18 protein-coding genes and 1 pseudogene are annotated in these 19645 nt (G+C 43.2%); 14 read left to right on the top strand and 5 right to left on the bottom strand.

Annotated features, from left to right (window positions below):
- Positions 1 to 53: 53 nt before the first annotated feature.
- From EO132_RS04345 to EO132_RS04335, 3 genes and pseudogenes are all read left to right on the top strand, one after another.
- A pseudogene (locus EO132_RS04345) lies at positions 54 to 523 on the top strand (magnesium chelatase domain-containing protein).
- Positions 480 to 644 (top strand): magnesium chelatase subunit ChlI family protein, encoded by a 165-nt coding sequence (locus EO132_RS19725; RefSeq protein WP_235856374.1) that lies wholly within the window; start codon positions 480 to 482, stop codon positions 642 to 644. Before EO132_RS04345 ends, EO132_RS19725 begins: the two are co-directional and overlap by 44 nt.
- A 160-nt stretch (positions 645 to 804) precedes the next feature.
- On the top strand, positions 805 to 1215 hold the full coding sequence (locus EO132_RS04335; RefSeq protein WP_127136756.1) for a hypothetical protein: 411 nt from the start codon (positions 805 to 807) through the stop codon (positions 1213 to 1215).
- Here the strand turns inward: EO132_RS04335 and EO132_RS04330 are convergent.
- On the bottom strand, positions 1212 to 1655 hold the full coding sequence (locus EO132_RS04330; protein ID WP_127136755.1) for a hypothetical protein: 444 nt from the start codon (positions 1653 to 1655) through the stop codon (positions 1212 to 1214). The two genes, EO132_RS04335 and EO132_RS04330, sit on opposite strands and share 4 nt — an antisense overlap.
- Before the next feature lie 182 nt (positions 1656 to 1837).
- Between EO132_RS04330 and EO132_RS04325 the strand changes: the two genes are divergently transcribed.
- From EO132_RS04325 to EO132_RS04275, 11 genes are all read left to right on the top strand, one after another.
- On the top strand, positions 1838 to 3034 hold the full coding sequence (locus tag EO132_RS04325; RefSeq protein ID WP_127136754.1) for an Nramp family divalent metal transporter: 1197 nt from the start codon (positions 1838 to 1840) through the stop codon (positions 3032 to 3034).
- Positions 3031 to 3777 carry a 5-oxoprolinase subunit PxpA gene (pxpA, locus tag EO132_RS04320; RefSeq protein WP_313781220.1) on the top strand — a complete coding sequence of 249 codons (747 nt, stop codon included), beginning with the start codon at positions 3031 to 3033 and terminating at the stop codon, positions 3775 to 3777. The genes EO132_RS04325 and pxpA overlap by 4 nt, the downstream gene beginning before the upstream one ends.
- Positions 3774 to 4508, top strand: coding sequence for a 5-oxoprolinase subunit PxpB (gene pxpB, locus EO132_RS04315; RefSeq protein WP_127136753.1), 735 nt, complete (start codon positions 3774 to 3776; stop codon positions 4506 to 4508). Before pxpA ends, pxpB begins: the two co-directional genes overlap by 4 nt.
- Positions 4501 to 5340 (top strand): 5-oxoprolinase subunit C family protein, encoded by an 840-nt coding sequence (locus EO132_RS04310; RefSeq protein WP_127136752.1) that lies wholly within the window; start codon positions 4501 to 4503, stop codon positions 5338 to 5340. Before pxpB ends, EO132_RS04310 begins: the two co-directional genes overlap by 8 nt.
- A 361-nt stretch (positions 5341 to 5701) precedes the next feature.
- Complete coding sequence (ilvD, locus tag EO132_RS04305; protein WP_127136751.1) at positions 5702 to 7378, top strand: dihydroxy-acid dehydratase; 1677 nt, start codon at positions 5702 to 5704, stop codon at positions 7376 to 7378.
- Positions 7379 to 7414: 36 nt separating this feature from the next.
- A complete protein-coding gene (gene ilvB / locus EO132_RS04300; RefSeq protein WP_127136750.1) occupies positions 7415 to 9148 on the top strand; it encodes a biosynthetic-type acetolactate synthase large subunit in 1734 nt (577 codons plus the stop codon).
- A complete protein-coding gene (locus EO132_RS04295) occupies positions 9149 to 9727 on the top strand; it encodes an O-methyltransferase (RefSeq protein WP_127136749.1) in 579 nt (192 codons plus the stop codon).
- An 8-nt stretch (positions 9728 to 9735) separates the two neighbouring features.
- The gene (gene ilvN / locus EO132_RS04290; RefSeq protein WP_127136748.1) at positions 9736 to 10263 is read left to right on the top strand and encodes an acetolactate synthase small subunit; all 528 of its coding nucleotides are present in this window, start codon (positions 9736 to 9738) and stop codon (positions 10261 to 10263) included.
- 24 nt (positions 10264 to 10287) lie between these two features.
- Positions 10288 to 11763: a ketol-acid reductoisomerase gene (gene ilvC, locus EO132_RS04285; RefSeq protein WP_127136747.1), complete on the top strand. Its 1476-nt coding sequence runs from the start codon at positions 10288 to 10290 to the stop codon at positions 11761 to 11763.
- A gap of 18 nt (positions 11764 to 11781) precedes the next feature.
- Positions 11782 to 13047: a threonine ammonia-lyase IlvA gene (gene ilvA, locus EO132_RS04280; RefSeq protein ID WP_127136746.1), complete on the top strand. Its 1266-nt coding sequence runs from the start codon at positions 11782 to 11784 to the stop codon at positions 13045 to 13047.
- Between the two features lie 158 nt (positions 13048 to 13205).
- A complete protein-coding gene (locus EO132_RS04275) occupies positions 13206 to 14798 on the top strand; it encodes an NADP-dependent glyceraldehyde-3-phosphate dehydrogenase (protein WP_127136745.1) in 1593 nt (530 codons plus the stop codon).
- 72 nt (positions 14799 to 14870) lie between these two features.
- Here the strand turns inward: EO132_RS04275 and leuB are convergent, their stop codons facing one another.
- From leuB to leuC, 4 genes are all read right to left on the bottom strand, one after another.
- Positions 14871 to 15929, bottom strand: a complete 1059-nt coding sequence (leuB, locus tag EO132_RS04270; protein WP_127136744.1) for a 3-isopropylmalate dehydrogenase — start codon at positions 15927 to 15929, stop codon at positions 14871 to 14873.
- Between the two features lie 46 nt (positions 15930 to 15975).
- Positions 15976 to 17493 carry an alpha-isopropylmalate synthase regulatory domain-containing protein gene (locus EO132_RS04265; RefSeq protein WP_127136743.1) on the bottom strand — a complete coding sequence of 506 codons (1518 nt, stop codon included), beginning with the start codon at positions 17491 to 17493 and terminating at the stop codon, positions 15976 to 15978.
- Between the two features lie 30 nt (positions 17494 to 17523).
- Positions 17524 to 18120 (bottom strand): 3-isopropylmalate dehydratase small subunit, encoded by a 597-nt coding sequence (gene leuD, locus EO132_RS04260; RefSeq protein ID WP_127136742.1) that lies wholly within the window; start codon positions 18118 to 18120, stop codon positions 17524 to 17526.
- Positions 18121 to 18194: 74 nt separating this feature from the next.
- A complete protein-coding gene (gene leuC, locus EO132_RS04255; protein WP_127136741.1) occupies positions 18195 to 19607 on the bottom strand; it encodes a 3-isopropylmalate dehydratase large subunit in 1413 nt (470 codons plus the stop codon).
- Positions 19608 to 19645: the final 38 nt, after the last annotated feature.

Here is a 19645-nt window from a genome sequence, read left to right as displayed (position 1 = left end):
TTTTTGTATAGGGATTGGCTATTTTTTCAGTCTTTTTCAATTAGAAAACCCTTATGCTCATAAAAGTTTACGGAAGTGCTGTTTTTGGTATTGAAGCCACCACTATTGTTGTTGAAGTCAACGTAGATAAAGGAATAGGCTATCATTTGGTGGGTTCGCCCGATAATGCCATCAAAGAAAGCAACTATCGCATTGCCGCTGCACTACAGAACAACGGATATCGAATTCCAGGGAAGAAAATAACGATCAACATGGCACCTGCCGATTTGAGAAAGGAAGGGTCTGCCTACGACCTAACCTTGGCCATAGTGATATTGACCGCATCTTACCAGATTCGTTCAGATAATATCGAAAAATATTTGATTATGGGAGAGCTTTCCTTGATGGCAGCCTACAGCCCATTAAAGGAGCTTTGCCTATTGCCATAAAAGCACAGGAAGAAGGTTTCGAAAGGTTTATTCTTCCCAAAGAAAATGCTAATGAAGCAATGCAGCGTTTTGAATCTTTCGGCACGTGCCTATGACCGTATCTTAAAGGTGTCACGGACCATTGCCGATTTGGAACAATCCGAAGCGGTGGTGGAAAATCATATTTCCGAAGCTATCCAGTACCGTAGTTTGGATTGCGAGGGTTGGTTGGGCTAAATAGGATTTAAAGTAGTTTAACACGCTTTTATTGAACAATTTAGCAATTAAGCAGTCTTAAGTGGTAGGATTCACAAGGAATTCGTTAAATGTTTCGTAACCCGCTGTAATATAGAATTTTGCGACTTAAATTTGCGGGATTTACAGAAAACTAGAGAACATGCAATTTGTGGAGTTGAACCCAACAGGCCATTTTGACCCTTGGGAGCAGGAGAAAATTGATGAGTTGCTACATCAAAACATTAAGGAATCGTTGAGCAATAGATTGGTTTTTGAAGATGAGAGTGTCAAACTCTGGGACCTTCATCTTCTTCCAGGAGAACGACTCAATTTCAGAAAGCACAATACCAATTATGCTTGGGTCTGCACAACTGGAGGCTTATTGATAACTCGATACGGGAACGGTAAAATCGATATGGTCAAGTTGAATCAAGGTGATACCGAATATTTTGAAAATCGGGGCAAAAACTATGTCAACGATTTGGAGAATATCGGTCAAAAACCTGTCGTCATCAATATTTTGGAATATAAAGAGACCAAAATGAAGAGCAGTGTTCAGTTCTGTAACTAAATTGCCTTGATGTTCGCTTTTAAACCAGAAATGATACCCAATACATTTTCCACGGTTTCATCCAAGTAATATTTAATGGCCAAATGTGGAATCCTGATGGTGGTAAAGCCATTTTTAAAGGAATGCATGGCCTCTTCCAAGTCATTTATAGCTTGTTCGTGGGTAATCATGTTATCGTTCTTGTCAATCTCGATATTGAGTTTGACACGGGAAATGGCAATATCAACGGATTTTTTTCCATCCCACCATTCCAGCATGGGATGAACACCAGCTTCTTTTAATGCATAAAATAAATGGATGGCTTCAATCGGAGTGTTGTTGTCCAGTATCACTTTTTTGATGAGGCGTGTATGTCGTTCGCAAAGCGCTACACCTAAAGATTCTTTCGAATCCTTAATCTGTTGGGGGTTAATGTCTTTGCCGCAATCCTTACATATCATAAGTTTTGTTAGGTTTAAGGTCTAAGTATGATTTGGGACTATTATAACTTTGAGATTTTTGAAATAGTATAAAAATTCGACGTACAGCATCCCACTTTTAGACGAAATTCACTTTTTCGGATGAAACGCATGTTTTGTCCATTTATCCTATTAATTTAATTCCATCAAAAACCAACGAACCGATGTTCAAAAAGATAGGACCTGGGGTATTAATTGCGGCAGCCTTTGTAGGACCTGGGACCATTACCATGTGTACCTTGGCAGGGGCACGATTCGGCTATACTTTAATCTGGGCCTTGTTGGTCTCCATTATCGCAACTATAGTGCTACAGGGCATGGCGGGGAGAATTGGCCTTGTGACCCAAGCTGGGCTTTTGGATGTGGTTCGAACCGAACTTAAAACCGCATGGGTCAGAAACGTCGTAATAGCCATAGTTTTGGGAGCTATTTTGGTGGGCAATGCAGCCTACGAAGCAGGAAATATCGGAGGAGCAACCTTGGGTCTCGAGCAATTATTGCCCCACTCCCAATTAAGGCCTATTTTGCCCACAATCATCGGAGGCATCATATTTCTCTTATTATGGTTCAGTAGCTACAAGATTTTAGAGAAGATTTTCGTTGGTCTCGTTGGTATTATGGGGGTTAGTTTTGTGATTTGCGCCATTATTACCCAACCATCAATTGTTGAGATATTGAAAGGAATGTTTATTCCGAAGTTGCCCGAAAATGGACTGTTGACGGTAATCGCCTTGGTAGGAACCACAGTAGTCCCATACAATCTGTTTTTACACGCATCCTTGGTCAAGGAAAAATGGAACTCCAAAAGGGATTTAAAAGCAGTGAATTGGGACACCATGATCTCCATTGGATTGGGAGGATTGGTCTCCATGGCGATATTGATTACCGCTTCTGCCGCACCTATTTCGGAAATCAATAATGCGTTTGACATGGCTAAGGCATTGGAGCCTTTATTTGGTAAATTGGCGTTCCTGTTTATGGCAATAGGACTTTTGGCAGCAGGAATCACATCCGCCATCACGGCACCTTTGGCTGGAGCTTACGTGGCCAGCAGTTGTTTTGGTTGGGAAGGGGGCATGCAGAACAAAAAATTTAAAATGATCTGGACCATGGTGCTTTTGTGCGGCGTAGTGTTTCTCTCTTTTGATATTAAACCGATTCAAGTGATACAGTTTGCACAAATGGCCAACGGTATATTGCTTCCTGTGATGGCCTTGTTGCTGCTGTGGGTGGTGAACAAGAAATCGGTAATGGGCGATAACAAAAACTCCGTGGTTCAGAATGTGTTTGGAATCGCTATTGTGGCTTTTGCCATATTTCTTGGTGCAAAAAGTATTTTTAAGGTAATTGGATTGTTATGATGAATCAGTTTGAAATAGATATTAATTGTGATGTTGGTGAGGGAGTTGGAAATGAAGCCGATATTTTCCCATTTATAAGCTCTTGCAATATTGCATGTGGCGGCCATGCCGGTGATAAGAAAACCATGATGAAGATAGCATCACTCGCTAAGCAACACAATATAAAGGTGGGGTCTCATCCTTCATACCCTGATAAAGCCAATTTTGGCCGTGAAGTGATGGACATTTCCCACCAAGATTTAATACAAAGTATTAAACAGCAATTATCGGATTTTGATGCGATCCTAGAACGGGAAGACATTCCATTGCACCATATTAAAGCGCATGGAGCGCTGTACAATCAAACGGCAAAGGACGAAAAGTTGGCAAAGGTCTATTTGGATGCCATTGAAGAATATAAGGAGAAGGCCATGCTCTATGTTCCTTTTGGTTCCGTAATCGCAAGAATGGCAAAAGAGCGCGGATTTAGAATTTGGTTTGAGGCCTTTGCGGACCGAAATTACAATGCTGACCTATCCCTTGTTTCCAGAAAGGAGGAAAACGCCTTGATTGAAGAACCCGTAGCGGTTTCAAAACACATATTGCCCATCATTAAAAAAGGTGAGGTTATGACTATTGATGGTAATAAGATCAACATTCAAGCCGATACACTTTGTATTCATGGCGATACGGTTTCTGCATTAAAAATATTAACGTATCTTTCTAGAGCATTACCCCAAAATCAGGTGCAATTAGCAAAGTGAAAAGTTACCCCATTAGCATCAAGCCTTTCGGAGAACGAGCTGTTTTAATAGAATGGCCTGAGAAGGTAAGTGAATCCATTTTGGCGGATATCCTTGATTTTATGGATGCTTTTAAAGCACTGAAGATTCCTGGTTGGGAAATGTCGGTTGCCTATAATTCCCTTACCATGGTCTACAATCAAGATCATATCGATTTTGAAGAGACCAAGAACATGATTTTGGAATGTCAGGAAAAGCAGGCCAAATCAAAAAAGGAGCGTGTCCAACACCTATGGACATTGCCCGTATGCTACGATCTCGAATTTGGTATGGATATCGAAGAAGCTTCCAAAACATTGGGTTTGTCGGTTGAAGAACTTATCAAGCAACACACATCCCATCAATATGTGGTGTACGGTATTGGTTTCTTGCCAGGCTTTATGTATTTGGGTGGACTTCCATCATCATTGGAGATTCCCCGTAGAGCCGAGCCGCGATTAAAGGTTCAAAAAGGTTCAGTGGGCTTGGCCAGCAAGCAAACTGGTATTTATCCGCAGGATTCTCCAGGAGGGTGGAACATTATTGGCAATTGTCCGGTTGATTTGTTCAACCCAAGTAAAGAAAACCCTTGCTTTGTGAAAGTAGGGGACAAAATACAGTTCGAGAGCATTTCCAAAGCCGAATATAAACTTCATAAGATTGAAGGTGAAGTAGGTATTTACGAACCCGAAAAAGTTGTGCTGAATGCTTAAGGTATTGAAAGCCGGTCTCTATTTAAGTATCCAAGACCTTGGACGGTTTGGACATCGGGATATTGGTGTGCCCATCGCTGGCGCCATGGATGTGGAATCGGTAAAAAAAGCCAATCTTTTATTGGAAAATGATGAGAACGATGCTGTTCTTGAAATAACCATGACAGGGCCAACACTACAGTTTTATACCGATACGTATATTAGTCTGTCGGGAGCCCATATTGTGGCAACGCTGAACAATGAGCCTATTGATAACTATACCGTAATCAAAATTGGCAAGGGGGATATCCTATCTTATGGCCGTTTGGAAAAAGGCTTTAGGGGGTACTTGGCCATCAAGGGTGGTTTTCAGTCAAAAAAGGTACTCGATAGTCGTTCACAGTTTTATCCCGTAACCCAATCCCCCCGACTTAAAGATGGCGATGAGGTGCCGTATGAAGAAACATCGGATTATGAACCCAAAATTTCGGAAGTAAAGATTGATGAACATTTTGAAAATACCAGTTTAAAGGTATACAAGGGGCCCGAGTTTTCCTTATTGTCAGATAGTCAGCTGATGGAAATCTTTGCAAAACCCTATAGTGTTTCGAAGGAGAATAACCGAATGGCCTATCAGATTAGTGAATTGATTGCTGGACATTCACATTCCATGTTGACATCCGGAACTCTTCCAGGCACCATACAATTGACCCCCGCAGGCCGTATGATCATTTTAATGAAGGATGGCCAAACCACTGGGGGTTATCCCCGAATACTTCAATTGAGTGAGGAATCCATCGCTGTGCTTGCACAGAAAAAATATGGTGATGAGCTCGTGTTTAAACTGGTCTAAAAAATATCTTTTTGCTTCAACGCTGAATTCATCACATTTTTTTGTACCATTGAACTATGAAAGTAAATAAACAAGTCATTGTCGAGGTCGCGATTATTCCAGAAATGGAGTGATACAGACTTTCTATTGACTTAAAAAGGCCTGTATCCCGCAAGATACAGGCCTTTTTTATTGTAATAAAATTAATTGAATATTGGAATTTTAATCAATATAAAAAACTGAAATACAGTAAGTTGTGTTTATTATGTTTCCAGTGGATTTAAACAGCGAACAACTGTTAAAAATCTAGGGCTTTTTAAACATATATCTTTGAATTACGGTATATATTCAGAAGAATACTGTATTTGAATGAAATTTGATAATGGAATTGAACAAGTTTAGTAAGAAAGTAACCCAAGACCCAACGTTGCCAGCCGCTCAGGCCATGTTGCATGCAATTGGGCTAACAGACGAAGATCTACAAAAACCTTTAATCGGAATAGCAAGCACGGGGTACGAGGGCAATCCCTGCAATATGCACCTTAATGATTTGGCTCTCGAAGTAAAGAAAGGAGTGGAGTCCTCCAATCTGGTAGGGCTTATCTTCAACACAATCGGGGTAAGTGATGGAATTTCAAACGGAACCCCAGGAATGCGCTACTCGCTGCCATCAAGGGATATTATCGCGGATTCCATAGAAACAGTGATTCATGCTATGAGTTACGATGGTTTGGTAACCGTGGTGGGATGCGATAAGAATATGCCGGGTGCCTTAATGGCTCAGTTGCGATTGAACCGTCCATCCATTTTGGTATATGGCGGAACCATTGCGCCAGGATGCCACAACAACAAAAAACTCGATATCATTTCAGCATTTGAGGCTTACGGACAAAAAGTGGCCGGAGCTATTGATGAGAAAGAATATAAAGAAGTAATTCACAAAGCCTGCCCTGGAGCGGGAGCCTGTGGAGGTATGTATACCGCCAACACAATGGCCTCTGCCATAGAAGCTATGGGAATGTCCATGCCTTTCAACTCTTCCATTCCGGCTGTAAATGATAAAAAACAAGCAGATTGCGAAGCGTCGGGTGCCGCATTGTACCATTTGCTGAAAGAAGACATCAAACCAAGGGACATTGTGACCAAAAAGGCCTTGGAAAATGCATTTAGGTTGGTGACCGTACTCGGTGGGTCGACCAATGCAGTACTTCACTTTATGGCCATAGCACACGCCGCTGAGGTAGATTTTACATTGGAAGATATTACAAGAATTAGTGAGTCGACGCCATTATTGGCTGATTTAAAGCCAAGTGGAAAGTATCTGATGGAAGACTTGCATAAAGTAGGAGGAGTTCCTGCGGTATTGAAATATATGCTGAAGGAAGGCATGCTTCATGGTGATTGCATGACCGTTACAGGAAAAACCTTGGCCGAAAACTTGTTGGATGCCCCGGATTTGGTCGAAGGTCAGGATATCATCAGAAAGAAGGAGCAGCCTATTAAAGATACAGGTCATATTCGTATATTATACGGAAACCTAGCCTCCGAAGGTGCTGTGGCAAAAATCACAGGAAAGGAAGGACTTGAATTTACAGGAACAGCCCGTGTTTTTGATAGTGAAGCGGCTGTTAATGAAGGAATTCACACAGGCAAGGTCCAAAAGGGCGACGTGGTGGTCATTCGTTACGAAGGCCCAAAAGGAGCGCCAGGAATGCCCGAAATGTTGAAACCCACTTCTGCCATTATGGGTGCAGGCCTCGGAAAGGATGTTGCCCTGATTACAGATGGTAGGTTCTCCGGTGGTTCACACGGATTTGTTGTGGGCCATGTTTCCCCCGAAGCTCAAGTAGGGGGTGGAATAGCCTTGGTGAAAGATGGTGATGAAATTACCATTGATGCCGTCAAGAACACCATCAACATTAATATTACGGACGAAGAGTTCGAACAGAGAAGAAAAGAATGGAAGCAACCTGAATTGAAAATAAAATCAGGAAGCTTGTACAAATATGCCAAAACGGTATCGTCGGCAGCGAAAGGCTGTGTTACCGATTTGTTTTAACAATTATGATAGGGGTATCTCCCTAAATACCGGCTTATGGAGACATTAAAAGCACAAAAAAAAGATAGTAAAAGTCAAAAAGCCATCAGGATTACTGGTGCAGAGGCGATTATTCATTGTTTGCTCGCAGAAGGAGTGGACCTGATTTACGGTTATCCAGGAGGAGCCATTATGCCCGTGTATGACGAATTATATAAGTTCCAAGACAAGTTGACTCATATTCTGACACGTCATGAGCAAGGAGCTACGCATGCCGCTCAAGGCTACGCCAGGGTTACTGGAAGGGTAGGGGTTGCCATGGCAACTTCTGGGCCAGGAGCCACCAACTTGGTAACGGGGATTGCAGATGCCCAGATAGACTCCACTCCCATGGTTTGTATCACAGGGCAGGTAACCAGAAGCCTTTTAGGTTCTGATGCATTCCAAGAAACGGATATCGTAGGGATTTCCACACCCGTAACCAAGTGGAACTACCAGATTACTAAAGTGGAGGAGATTCCTGAAATCATGGCAAAGGCATTTTATATTGCCAAATCAGGAAGGCCAGGACCTGTATTGGTGGATATTACAAAAAACGCCCAGTTTGATGAGCTTGACTTTGTGTATGAAAAATGTACGGCTGTACGGAGTTATAAACCCGTTCCAAAGCCGAAATCAAGCAGTATAGAAAAAGCGGCGGAACTCATCAACAGTGCTAAAAAACCTTTTATTGTTTTTGGTCAGGGTGTGATTTTGGGGGAGGCCGAGGCCGAGCTCAAAGCCCTGGTAGAAAAAGCGGGAATTCCTGCGGCATGGACAATTCTTGGTCTTTCCGCCATGGATACCGACCATCCGCTGAACGTGGGTATGGTGGGTATGCACGGAAATTATGGTCCCAACATGTTGACGAACGAGTGCGATGTGCTCATTGCCATTGGAATGCGTTTCGATGATCGTGTAACGGGGGATTTGAACACTTACGCAAAACAAGCCAAGATTATTCATTTTGAAATTGACCCTGCTGAGGTCAACAAAAACGTAAAAGTGGATGTTGCTGTCTTGGGGAATGCCAAGGAAACATTGGGTCAAATACTGCCAATGCTTGATAAGAAGGAGCACAAGGAATGGAGGGCTGAGTTTGACAAAATGTATCAAATCGAATACGATACCTTAATCAATAAGGATATTTATCCAACCAAAGAAGGATTGACCATGGGCGAGGTGATTGAGCAAATCAATGTAGCTTCCGATCAAAAAGCTGTGATTGTTTCCGATGTGGGACAACACCAAATGATTGCCTGTCGCTATGCCAAGTTCAAGCAATCGAAGAGCAATATCACTTCAGGAGGTTTGGGAACCATGGGATTTGGGCTTCCAGCAGCCATCGGTGCCAAAATGGGCGCTATGGACCGCGAAGTGGTCGCTATTATCGGCGATGGAGGGTATCAAATGACCATTCAGGAGCTAGGTGTTATTTTCCAGCACAATGTGCCGGTAAAAATAGTGGTACTGAACAACGACCACTTAGGTATGGTTCGTCAATGGCAAGAACTGTTCTTTGATAGACGCTATGCTTCTACGGTAATGACCAACCCAGATTTTGTGAAAATCGCGGAAGGATACCATATCAAATCAAGAAGAGTGACCGAAAGAGGTGATCTTCAGGAGGCGGTAGAAGAAATGATGGCATCCAAAGACCCTTACTTTTTGGAAGTGAAAGTGGAAAAAGAGGATAATGTTTTCCCTATGATTCCATCAGGAGCATCCGTTTCAGACATCAGATTAAAATAAATGAATCAATCCGTCATCCTGGAAAAACCTGAGCAGTACGATAGTCTGCTCAACAAGTCAAAGGAAATGGGCTTTACCATGCCCTCTGATATCTATATCGGTACTTTGCTCAAAACATTGGTGGCATCAAAGCCTGCCGGAAATTTTTTGGAGCTGGGTACGGGAATCGGCTTGTCCTTGGCATGGATGGTACAAGGGATGGATAAAGATTCAAGAATTATAAGCATAGATAACGACCCTGAACTTGTTGAAGTCGCCAAACTGTTTTTTGATGGCGAGGATAGATTGAAGTTGGTATGTGCAGAAGGAGGCGATTGGCTGGATAAATACAACGGAAATTCTTTTGATTTGATTTTCGCAGATGCATGGCCAGGAAAATATAGTCATTTGGACACTGCATTGGCGTTATTGAACAAGGGTGGATATTATGTAATCGATGATATGCAAAAACAGCCCAATTGGCCTGAAAGCCATGAAGAAAAAGCCAAAGAATTGGTCAGGGTGCTTGATGCAAGAAAAGACATAACAATTACAAAAATGAACTGGTCCACAGGACTTATAGTTGCAGTAAAAAAATAAAAGCGAACATGGAAAAACAATGGTATACCATCTCGGTGTATTCCGAAAATCATGTGGGATTGCTCAATAGGATATCGGGGATATTCTTAAAGCGACATATCAACATAGAAAGTCTAAATGTTTCAAAGTCAGAGATTGAAGGCGTCTCTAAATTTACAATAGTGGTCTTTACCACGGAGGATTGGACGCGAAAAATCGTTGGTCAAATCGAGAAACAGATAGAGGTCATCAAGGCATATTATCATACCGATGATGAAACCATTTATCAAGAATCCGCTTTGTTCAAGATTGCCTCGCATTTGTTGTTCGATGAGCGTCAGATTCAAAACATTATAAAAGAACACAATGCACAGATAGTTACCGTGAACCGTGAGTTTTTTGCCTTGGCCAAAACAGGTCGTAGGCACGAAATCGACGAAATGCATGATGCACTTTTACCTTATGGTATTATGCAATTTGTGCGTTCGGGCCGGATTACGGTGACCAAGGCAGCAATGCCCATTAGCGAAATATTACAGGAATTTCAAGAAAACTAAATAGCGTAAAATCAAATATTAAAAATGGCAAATTACTTTAACACACTATCACTTCGCGAACAACTGACACAGTTGGGGAAATGCAGATTTATGGATTCCAGCGAGTTTGCTGATGGTGTTACCGCACTAAAAGGAAAGAAAATCGTAATTGTTGGGTGTGGTGCCCAAGGGTTGAACCAAGGGTTGAACATGCGTGACTCAGGATTGGACATTTCGTATGCCCTGCGTCCAGCAGCTATCAAGGAGGAAAGACAATCCTTTAAAAACGCCAAAGAGAACAACTTTGTGGTGGGTACTTATGAGGAGTTGATTCCAGATGCTGACTTGGTCATTAACCTGACACCGGATAAGCAGCACTCCAATGTGGTAAGCACAGTAATGCCTTTGATGAAGCAAGGAGCTACCTTATCCTACTCCCACGGATTCAATATTGTGGAAGAAGGTATGCAAGTACGTGATGACCTTACCGTAATCATGGTGGCGCCAAAAAGCCCGGGTTCTGAGGTGCGTGAAGAGTACAAAAGAGGTTTCGGTGTACCAACTTTGATTGCCGTACACCCAGAAAACGATCCAGAAGGTAAAGGTTTGGAACAAGCCAAAACCTATGCTGCAGGTACGGGAGGAGACAAGGCGGGAGTTCTTGAATCATCGTTTGTGGCGGAAGTAAAGTCGGATTTGATGGGAGAACAGACCATTCTTTGTGGTTTGTTACAAACAGGATCTATTCTTTCTTTCAATAAAATGGTTGAAAAAGGAATCGATGAAGCATACGCCTCCAAATTGATTCAATATGGATGGGAAACCATTACCGAAGGGTTAAAGCAAGGAGGGATTACGAATATGATGGACCGTTTGTCCAACCCTGCTAAAATCAAAGCCTTTGATTTGGCCGAAGAGTTGAAAGAAATCATGCGTCCATTGTTCCAAAAGCATATGGATGATATTATGAGCGGACATTTCTCCAAAACCATGATGGAAGACTGGGACAACGGCGATAAAAATCTATTGGATTGGAGAGCTGCCACTGGCGAAACTGCTTTCGAAAAGACTCCAGCTGGGGACATGGAAATCTCTGAACAGGAATACTATGACAACGGGGTTTTGATGGTCGCTTTTGTGAAATCCGGGGTGGAACTGGCCTATGAGACCATGACCGAATCCGGAATCATTGGCGAGTCGGCCTATTATGAGTCATTGCACGAGACACCATTGATTGCAAATACGATTGCGAGAAAGAAATTGTTCGAAATGAACCGTGTCATCTCCGATACGGCAGAGTATGGTTGTTATTTGTTCGACCATGCGTGTAAGCCTTTGTTGACCGATTTCATGAAAACCGTGGAGACTGACATTATAGGTAAGCACTTTGGAGAAGGTAAAGACACTGGCGTGGACAACGTAAGGTTGATTGCCGTGAACAAGGCCATCCGTGAGCACGATGTAGAGGTTGTTGGTGCTAGATTGCGTGCATCCATGACAGCAATGAAGCCAATCGGATAATACAAAACCATTGGCCCTATGAGTGAAACTGTGGAAATCTATTTTCCGCAAATAGCGGATATTTATCAAGCAGCAAAGACCATTGCCCAAGTGGCAGAGGAAACGCCGCTGCAGCAAAGTATCCGCTATTCTAAAGCTTATGGGGCCAATATTCTTCTTAAACGGGAAGACCTTCATAGGGTACGTAGTTACAAAATCCGTGGTGCTTACAATAAAATTAGCTCCCTAAGTCAAAAACAACTGGATAACGGTGTGGTCTGTGCGAGTGCAGGGAACCACGCCCAGGGTGTTGCCTTTGCCTGTAGTCATTTGCAGGTAAAAGGCACCATTTACATGCCCGTAGTGACCCCTAAACAGAAAATAGACCAGACCAATATGTTTGGAGGGGAATGGGTGGATGTGGTTTTGGAGGGCGATACTTTTGACGATTCCAAAAAAGCAGCAGAATTGTTCTGTGAGCAGAAAGGCAAAACCTTTGTGCATCCGTTTGATGATGAAAAAACCATCGAAGGTCAAGCAACTGTTGGTTTGGAGATACTGCAGCAATCCACTGAGCCTATCGATTATGTTTTTGTGGCCGTTGGCGGTGGCGGATTGGCATCGGGACTGTGCGGTACTTTCCAGGCATTATCCCCTAACATTAAAATAATAGGAGTGGAGCCTGAAGGTGCGCCATCCATGCTTGAATCTATTGAAAAAGGGAAATTGGTGGAACTGGAAAACATCGATAAGTTTATCGATGGGGCAGCGGTCCAGAAAGTTGGTTCCTTGACCTATCCCATTTGCAAAGAATACCTGCACAAAATGGTAACCGTTCCCGAAGGGAAAGTATGCCAAACAATTTTGGACCTGTACAACAGGGATGCCATTGTAGTAGAGCCCGCAGGTGCCTTGACGATTGCTGCTTTGGACTATTTCAAAGACGAAATCAGGGGCAAGAATGTGGTCTGTGTGGTCAGCGGGAGTAATAACGACATAACCCGCACGGCCGAAATTAAGGAAAGGGCCCTGCTGTATGCCCAACTGAAGCACTATTTTATAGTGAGGTTCCCACAACGCCCAGGCGCATTAAAGGAATTTGTGGTCGATATTTTGGGTCCGAATGACGACATTACCCATTTTGAATACTCCAAAAAATCGAGCAGGGAAAATGCCCCTGCCATTGTAGGGGTGGAATTGAAATCGCCCGACGACTTGGCACCTTTGATCCAACGGATGAAGGACAACAATTTCTATGGGGATTATCTCAACAATAAACCCGATTTATTCCAGTATTTGGTGTGATGGCTCCAACATTTTCAGGCATCTTTATGAAAGAGTTTGATTTTTGATCTACCGAAAGCGTTTGCGTAAAAACAACGTGATTTTCAATGGTTTTTGTGTTAGCTTTGTGTAACACTGGTGACCATTTAACAACACTAATCAAAGTAAAACAACAACTAATGGCAACAACTACAACGGCAATACCGGAAGCTTTTCAGATTAAAGAAGAGATTCATCAAAAAACATATTTGGTCAATGGAGAACTACGGAAATGGGATGGCGATACCAGTCCTGTGATTTCCACGATATCCTCCACGGAAGAGTATGCTCCAACTACTTTGGGAAGTGTACCCGATATGGGCGAGACGGAAGCTTTGGAGGCCTTGGACTCGGCTTTAGCGGCATATGATAAAGGACAGGGGCTCTGGCCTACGATGAAGGTCAAGGATCGTGTGGAGTGCATGGAATCCTTCGTGAAGAAAATGGAGCAAAAGCGCGAACAAGTCGTAAAGCTTTTGATGTGGGAGATAGGGAAATCCAAACCGGATTCGTACAAGGAGTTTGATCGTACCGTAGAGTACATTTATGATACCATTGAAGATTACAAGAAGTTGGACCGCGATAGTGCCAAGTTTGAGAAACATGATGGAGTATATGCGCATATTCGAAGAGGTCCACTTGGGGTCGTTTTGTGCCTTGGGCCTTATAATTACCCATTGAACGAAACCTTTGCCTTGTTGATTCCCGCCATTATTATGGGGAATACCACCATATTTAAACCAGCTAAGCATGGAGTTTTACTTATTACGCCGCTTTTGGAGGCTTTTCAGAGTAGTTTTCCAAAAGGAGTTGTAAATATACTTTTCGGTCGCGGAAGAGCCGTGGCGGCACCAATAATGCAGACAGGTAAGGTGGATGTTTTGGCTTTGATAGGAAACAGTAAGTCGGCGAATGCTTTACAAGAGCAGCATCCCAAAAGCAACAGATTGCGATTGGTTTTGGGCTTGGAGGCAAAGAATCCGGCCATTGTTCTTCCTGATGCCGAGTTGGATTTGACCATCAACGAGTGTATTTCGGGTACGTTGTCCTTTAATGGGCAGCGCTGTACCGCTTTAAAAGTGGTTTATGTACATGACGAAGTGAAAGATGATTTCCTGAAACGCTTTGCCGAGAAAGTGGATGGACTAAAATTCGGTAATCCTTGGGATGATGGTGTGAATCTGACGCCGCTTCCTGAACCTGACAAGCCCGAATACATTCAGGAGTTGTTGGATGACGCCTTGGCAAAAGGTGCCAAAATCATCAACAAAAAAGGAGGAAAACATTTCGATAATTATATCTGGCCAGCAGTGCTTTATCCTGTAACCAAGGATATGCGAGTGTATCAAGAAGAACAGTTCGGGCCGATAATTCCTGTGCTCTCTTTTCAGGATATTGAAGAGCCTTTAGATGATATGGCGGAATCCAACTACGGGCAGCAGGTAAGTTTGTTCGGTAAGGATGTGTATACCCTTTCGCCGCTTATAGACACTTTGGCGAACTTGGTGTGCCGTGTGAACCTGAACAGCTCGTGCCAGCGTGGACCGGATGTGTATCCATTTACGGGAAGAAAAGATTCGGCTCAGTCTACATTAAGCGTGCATGATGCATTGCGTTCGTTCTCTATACGAACCTTTGTAGCGTTTAAGGATAACAATTTGAACGTTCAAACGGTGGAGCAATTGATGGAGGCTAAGGTGAGCAACTTTTTGAGTACGGACTACATTTTGTAAGCTGAAAAACGTTTAAAAAATAAAAAGCCCCGAAATTCGGGGCTTTCTTTTTGGTTTTTATGTGGGGGTTGATTAAATATTTTCGGCCAACCAGTTCCCAACCTCACTGGTTTTGTATGCTTTTCCGCCATCGGCAAGATCTTCGGTCACCACACCTTCGGCCAATGAATTGTTCACTACCTCGCGAATCGCTTCGGCTTCATCCTTGAGACCAAATGCGGTTTCAAACATCATTGCGGCAGATAAAACGGTCGCCAATGGGTTGGCAATGTCTTTTCCAGCAGCTTGTGGGTAAGAACCGTGAATGGGCTCGAACAAAGAGGTCTCTTCGCCCAATGAAGCGGACGGCATCAATCCCATAGACCCTGAAATTACGGAAGCTTCATCTGTTAAGATATCGCCGAATAGGTTTTCTGTAATCAAAACATCGTAAGCACTTGGCCATTGCACCAAACGCATCGCCACGGCATCCACAAATTCATAGGACACTTCCACTTCGGGATAGTCTTTTTCCAGTTTTTGAACGGTTTCCCTCCATAAACGCGAAGTTTCCAAAACGTTGGCCTTGTCCACGCAACAAAGCTTTTTGGAACGTTGCATGGCCATTTCAAAACCTTTTTTTGCCAAACGCTCCACTTCGGCTCGTGTATAAGTACAAGTGTCGTAAGCTGTATTATCGTTGTCCTCACGACCTCGTTTTCCAAAGTAGATGCCTCCGGTCAGTTCGCGAAGAAAGACAAGGTCAGTTCCCTCAATCCGCTCTTTTTTCAATGGAGATTTTTCAATCAATGATGGGAAAGTAAAGGTGGGTCGAACATTGGCGAACAATCCCAATTTTTGACGCATCTTCAACAAGCCTTGCTCAGGACGTACCTTGGCAGATGGGTCGTTGTCAAATCGTGGATGACCGATGGCTCCAAAAAGAACGGCATCGGCAGCAACACAGGCTTCGTGGGTTTCGTCCGGGTAAGGTTCGCCAACGGCATCAATCGCAGCGGCACCGGTTAGGGCAGGGGTCCAGCTTATTTCGTGACCGAACTTTTCGGCTACGGCATCGGATACTTTTACGGCTTGATCAATTACTTCGGGGCCAATTCCATCTCCGGCCAAGAGCGCTATGTTTAGTTTCATTTCTTCTAGTTATTCGTTTATCGTTGATAGTTCATGGTTTTTAGTGTCAAACCAGATTAAGCATTTTTTCCGTGGCTTTAATGGCGGATACCGTTTGGTCTGAATCGAGCCCACGGGTAGTAAAGTCTTTTTCTTTGGTCTGCCAAGTGATGACGGTCTCGCAGAGTGCATCGGAATTACTGCCAGGAGGTATGCGAACTGCATAATCCACCAATTTTGGCAATTCCCGACCCTCTTTTTTGTACACTTTTTTCAATGCTGTGATAAAAGCGTCGAACTGCCCATCTCCTTGAGCATTTTCTTCGTAGGTCTTTCCTTCAATTTCAATGGAAAGAGTAGTGGAGGGCTTCAGTCCTTTGGAATGTGTCAGCACATACGATTTCACAAAAACCTTTTGTTGATGAAGGTTGCTGTCCAGAACATCCGAAATGATGTAAGGCAAGTCGTCTTTTGTAACACGTTCTTTTTTGTCGCCAAGCTCAATGATTCGCTCCGTGACTTTTTTCAGTTCGTCATCGTTCAAGGTCAATCCAAGCTCTTGAAGGTTCTTTTGAATGTTTGCTTTTCCTGATGTTTTACCTAGGGCATATTTACGTTTCCTACCAAAACGTTCGGGTAATAAGTCGTTAAAGTAAAGATTCTTTTTGCTGTCTCCATCTGCATGTATTCCAGCTGTTTGTGTGAATACATTATCGCCGACAATGGGTTTGTTGTCAGGTATGCTGAAACCAGTAAAGGCTGACACCAATTTACTTACTTTGTATAGGGATGATTCTTTTACACCAATCTTAATTTCAGGTAAAAAATCGTTGATTACCGCCACGGCACTGGCCAAAGGTGCGTTACCGGCTCGTTCACCCATGCCATTAACGGTAAGATGCAATCCGTGGGCGCCAGCTTTTAGTGCTTCCATTACGTTCGCTACGCTCAAATCATAATCGTTGTGTCCGTGAAAATCAAAATGGTTGCTTGGATACCTTTCAATGATTTCCTTGATAAATTCTCCCGTTTCCGTATGCGTCAACACGCCCAAGGTATCTGGAAGCAGAATTCGCTTTATGGGCTGTTGGGTCAAGAAATCCAAAAACTGAAAAACGTAGTCTTTGGAATTGCGCATCCCATTGCTCCAATCCTCCAAATAAACATTGGTTTCAATTCCGAGCTTTTGAGCTTCGGAAACTACATTTTCAATTTCCGCAAAATGCTGCTCTGGAGTCTTTTTAAGTTGATGGGTTAAATGATTTAAGGAACCTTTGGTAAGCAGGTTCTGCACTTTTGCACCAGCTTCTTGCATCCATTTTAGGGATACCCCTTTATCCACAAAGGTCAAAACCTCCACCTTGGAAATATAGCCTTCCGCTGCCGCCCAATCGGTAATGTTTTTAACCGCCAGCAGTTCTCCTTCGGAAACGCGGGCAGAAGCCACTTCAATACGGTCTACCTTGAGTTCTTCCAGCAGCAGTTTGGCCAAGGTAAGTTTTTCGGAAGCCGAAAAAGAAACCCCAGAGGTTTGTTCACCATCCCGTAGGGTGGTGTCCATAATTTCTATGGTGCGTGTTTTCATTTTTTAGTGCCGTAGTGTCTGGGCAATCAATTACAAAGGCGTGCTTTCAGCGTATTTCTCAATGTCTTTCTGGATGTTCAACAAATAGTCGATATCGTCAAAGCCATTGAGCATATTCTGTTTTTTATAATCGTTGATGTCAAAGCTTTCACTCTCACCTGTTGCCAAAATGGTAATCTTTTGTTCCGGTAGATTGACTTCCAATTCCGTTTTTGGGTCAGCTTCAATAGCCTTAAAGATTTTGTTCAAGAACTCTGGACTTACCTGAACGGGAAGTACACCGATGTTCAAGCAGTTGCCTCTAAAGATATCTGCAAAAAAACTGGATACCACACAGCGGAAGCCATAGTCGTACACAGCCCAAGCTGCATGCTCTCGGGAAGAACCTGAACCGAAGTTTTTGCCTCCCACCAATATTTTTCCAGAGTAGATGGGGTTGTTCAGTACAAATTGCTCTTTTGGCGTGCCATCGGAATTATATCTCCAGTCACGGAACAAATTGTCCCCGAATCCTTTACGTTCAGTAGCTTTTAGGAATCGTGCCGGAATGATTTGGTCGGTATCCACATTTTCTATGGGCAATGGTACCGCTGAACTTGTTAGTATGTTGAATTTATCGTAAGCCATTTTTCTTTCAATTATCAGTTATCAATGTTCAATTAACAATAAGCCACTCATTGCTAATAGTTTATTGTATATTATTATGCCAAAACTTCTTCGTGCATTAATTCCCTTGGGTCGGTCACCTTACCGGTAACAGCTGCTGCTGCAGCCACTAAAGGACTTGCCAATAGGGTACGAGCTCCTGGCCCTTGTCGTCCCTCAAAGTTTCTGTTAGAAGTACTTACCGCATATTTTCCAGCTGGAATTTTATCATCGTTCATCGCCAAACAAGCAGAACAGCCAGGTTCCCTCAATTCAAAACCAGCATCGGTCAAAATATCCAAGATGCCCTCTTCCTTGATAGCCTCTTCCACTTTGTGTGAACCGGGAACCAACCAAGCGGTCACGTTGTCCGCTTTTTTTCTTCCTTTGATGATGGAAGCGAAAGCCCTAAAATCTTCAATTCTACCATTGGTACAGCTTCCGAGGAACACAAAATCGATAGGTTTGCCTACCATGGCCTCGCCTTCGCTGTAGTCCATATATTCCAAGGATTTCTTGTAAGTAGCAGGAGAACCATCAATAGTTTCAGCCAAAGGAATATCCTTGCTAATACCGATGCCCATTCCAGGGTTGGTACCGAAAGTGATCATAGGTTCTATCTCGCTGGCATCAAAAGTCACTTCTTTGTCAAACTCAGCATCATCATCAGAATAAAGAGTACTCCAGTATTCCATGGCAGCATCCCAATCCTTACCTTTTGGCGTGTATTCCCTTCCTTTTATATATTCAAATGTGGTTTCATCAGGAGCAATCATACCGCCACGGGCACCCATTTCGATACTAAGATTACAAACCGTCATACGACCTTCCATGGACATATTTTTGAAGACATCACCTGCATATTCTGCAAAATAGCCGGTTGCACCGGAAGTGGACAATTTGGAAATGATGAAGAGCGCTACATCTTTGGGTGTAACAGCTTCGCTTAATTCCCCATTCACATTAATGCGCAAACTTTTGGGTTTGGGCTGCATGATGCATTGTGTGGAAAGCACCATTTCTACCTCACTTGTTCCGATACCAAAAGCGATAGCACCAAAGGCTCCGTGCGTGGAAGTGTGTGAATCCCCGCAAACAATAGTGGCTCCGGGTACTGTAATTCCATTTTCCGGGCCAATTACGTGTACAATTCCGTTTTTCTTATGTCCAAGTCCCCAATAAGGTATGTTGTGCGCGTTGGCGTTTTCTTCCAAAGCCTTTAACTGATTTGCGGACAAGGGGTCCTTTACCGGCAAGTGTTGATTTCTGGTTGGGGTATTGTGGTCCGCGGTCGCAAAGGTGCGTTCTGGATACAATACTTTTATACCTCTGTTCTTTAATCCTAAAAAAGCTACGGGACTCGTTACTTCGTGAACCAAATGCCTGTCAATAAAAAGTACATCCGGACCGTTCTCAATATGCTTCACCACGTGTGAATCCCAAACTTTATCAAAAAGTGTCTTGCTCATTGTGTCTTCAATAATTTGTAAGCCTACAAAGTTAAAAT

Origin of the sequence: Flagellimonas oceanensis (assembly GCF_003992595.1) — a bacterium.
Classification (GTDB): Bacteria; Bacteroidota; Bacteroidia; order Flavobacteriales; family Flavobacteriaceae; genus Flagellimonas; species Flagellimonas oceanensis.
This window is presented reverse-complemented; position numbering and strand designations above follow the sequence as displayed.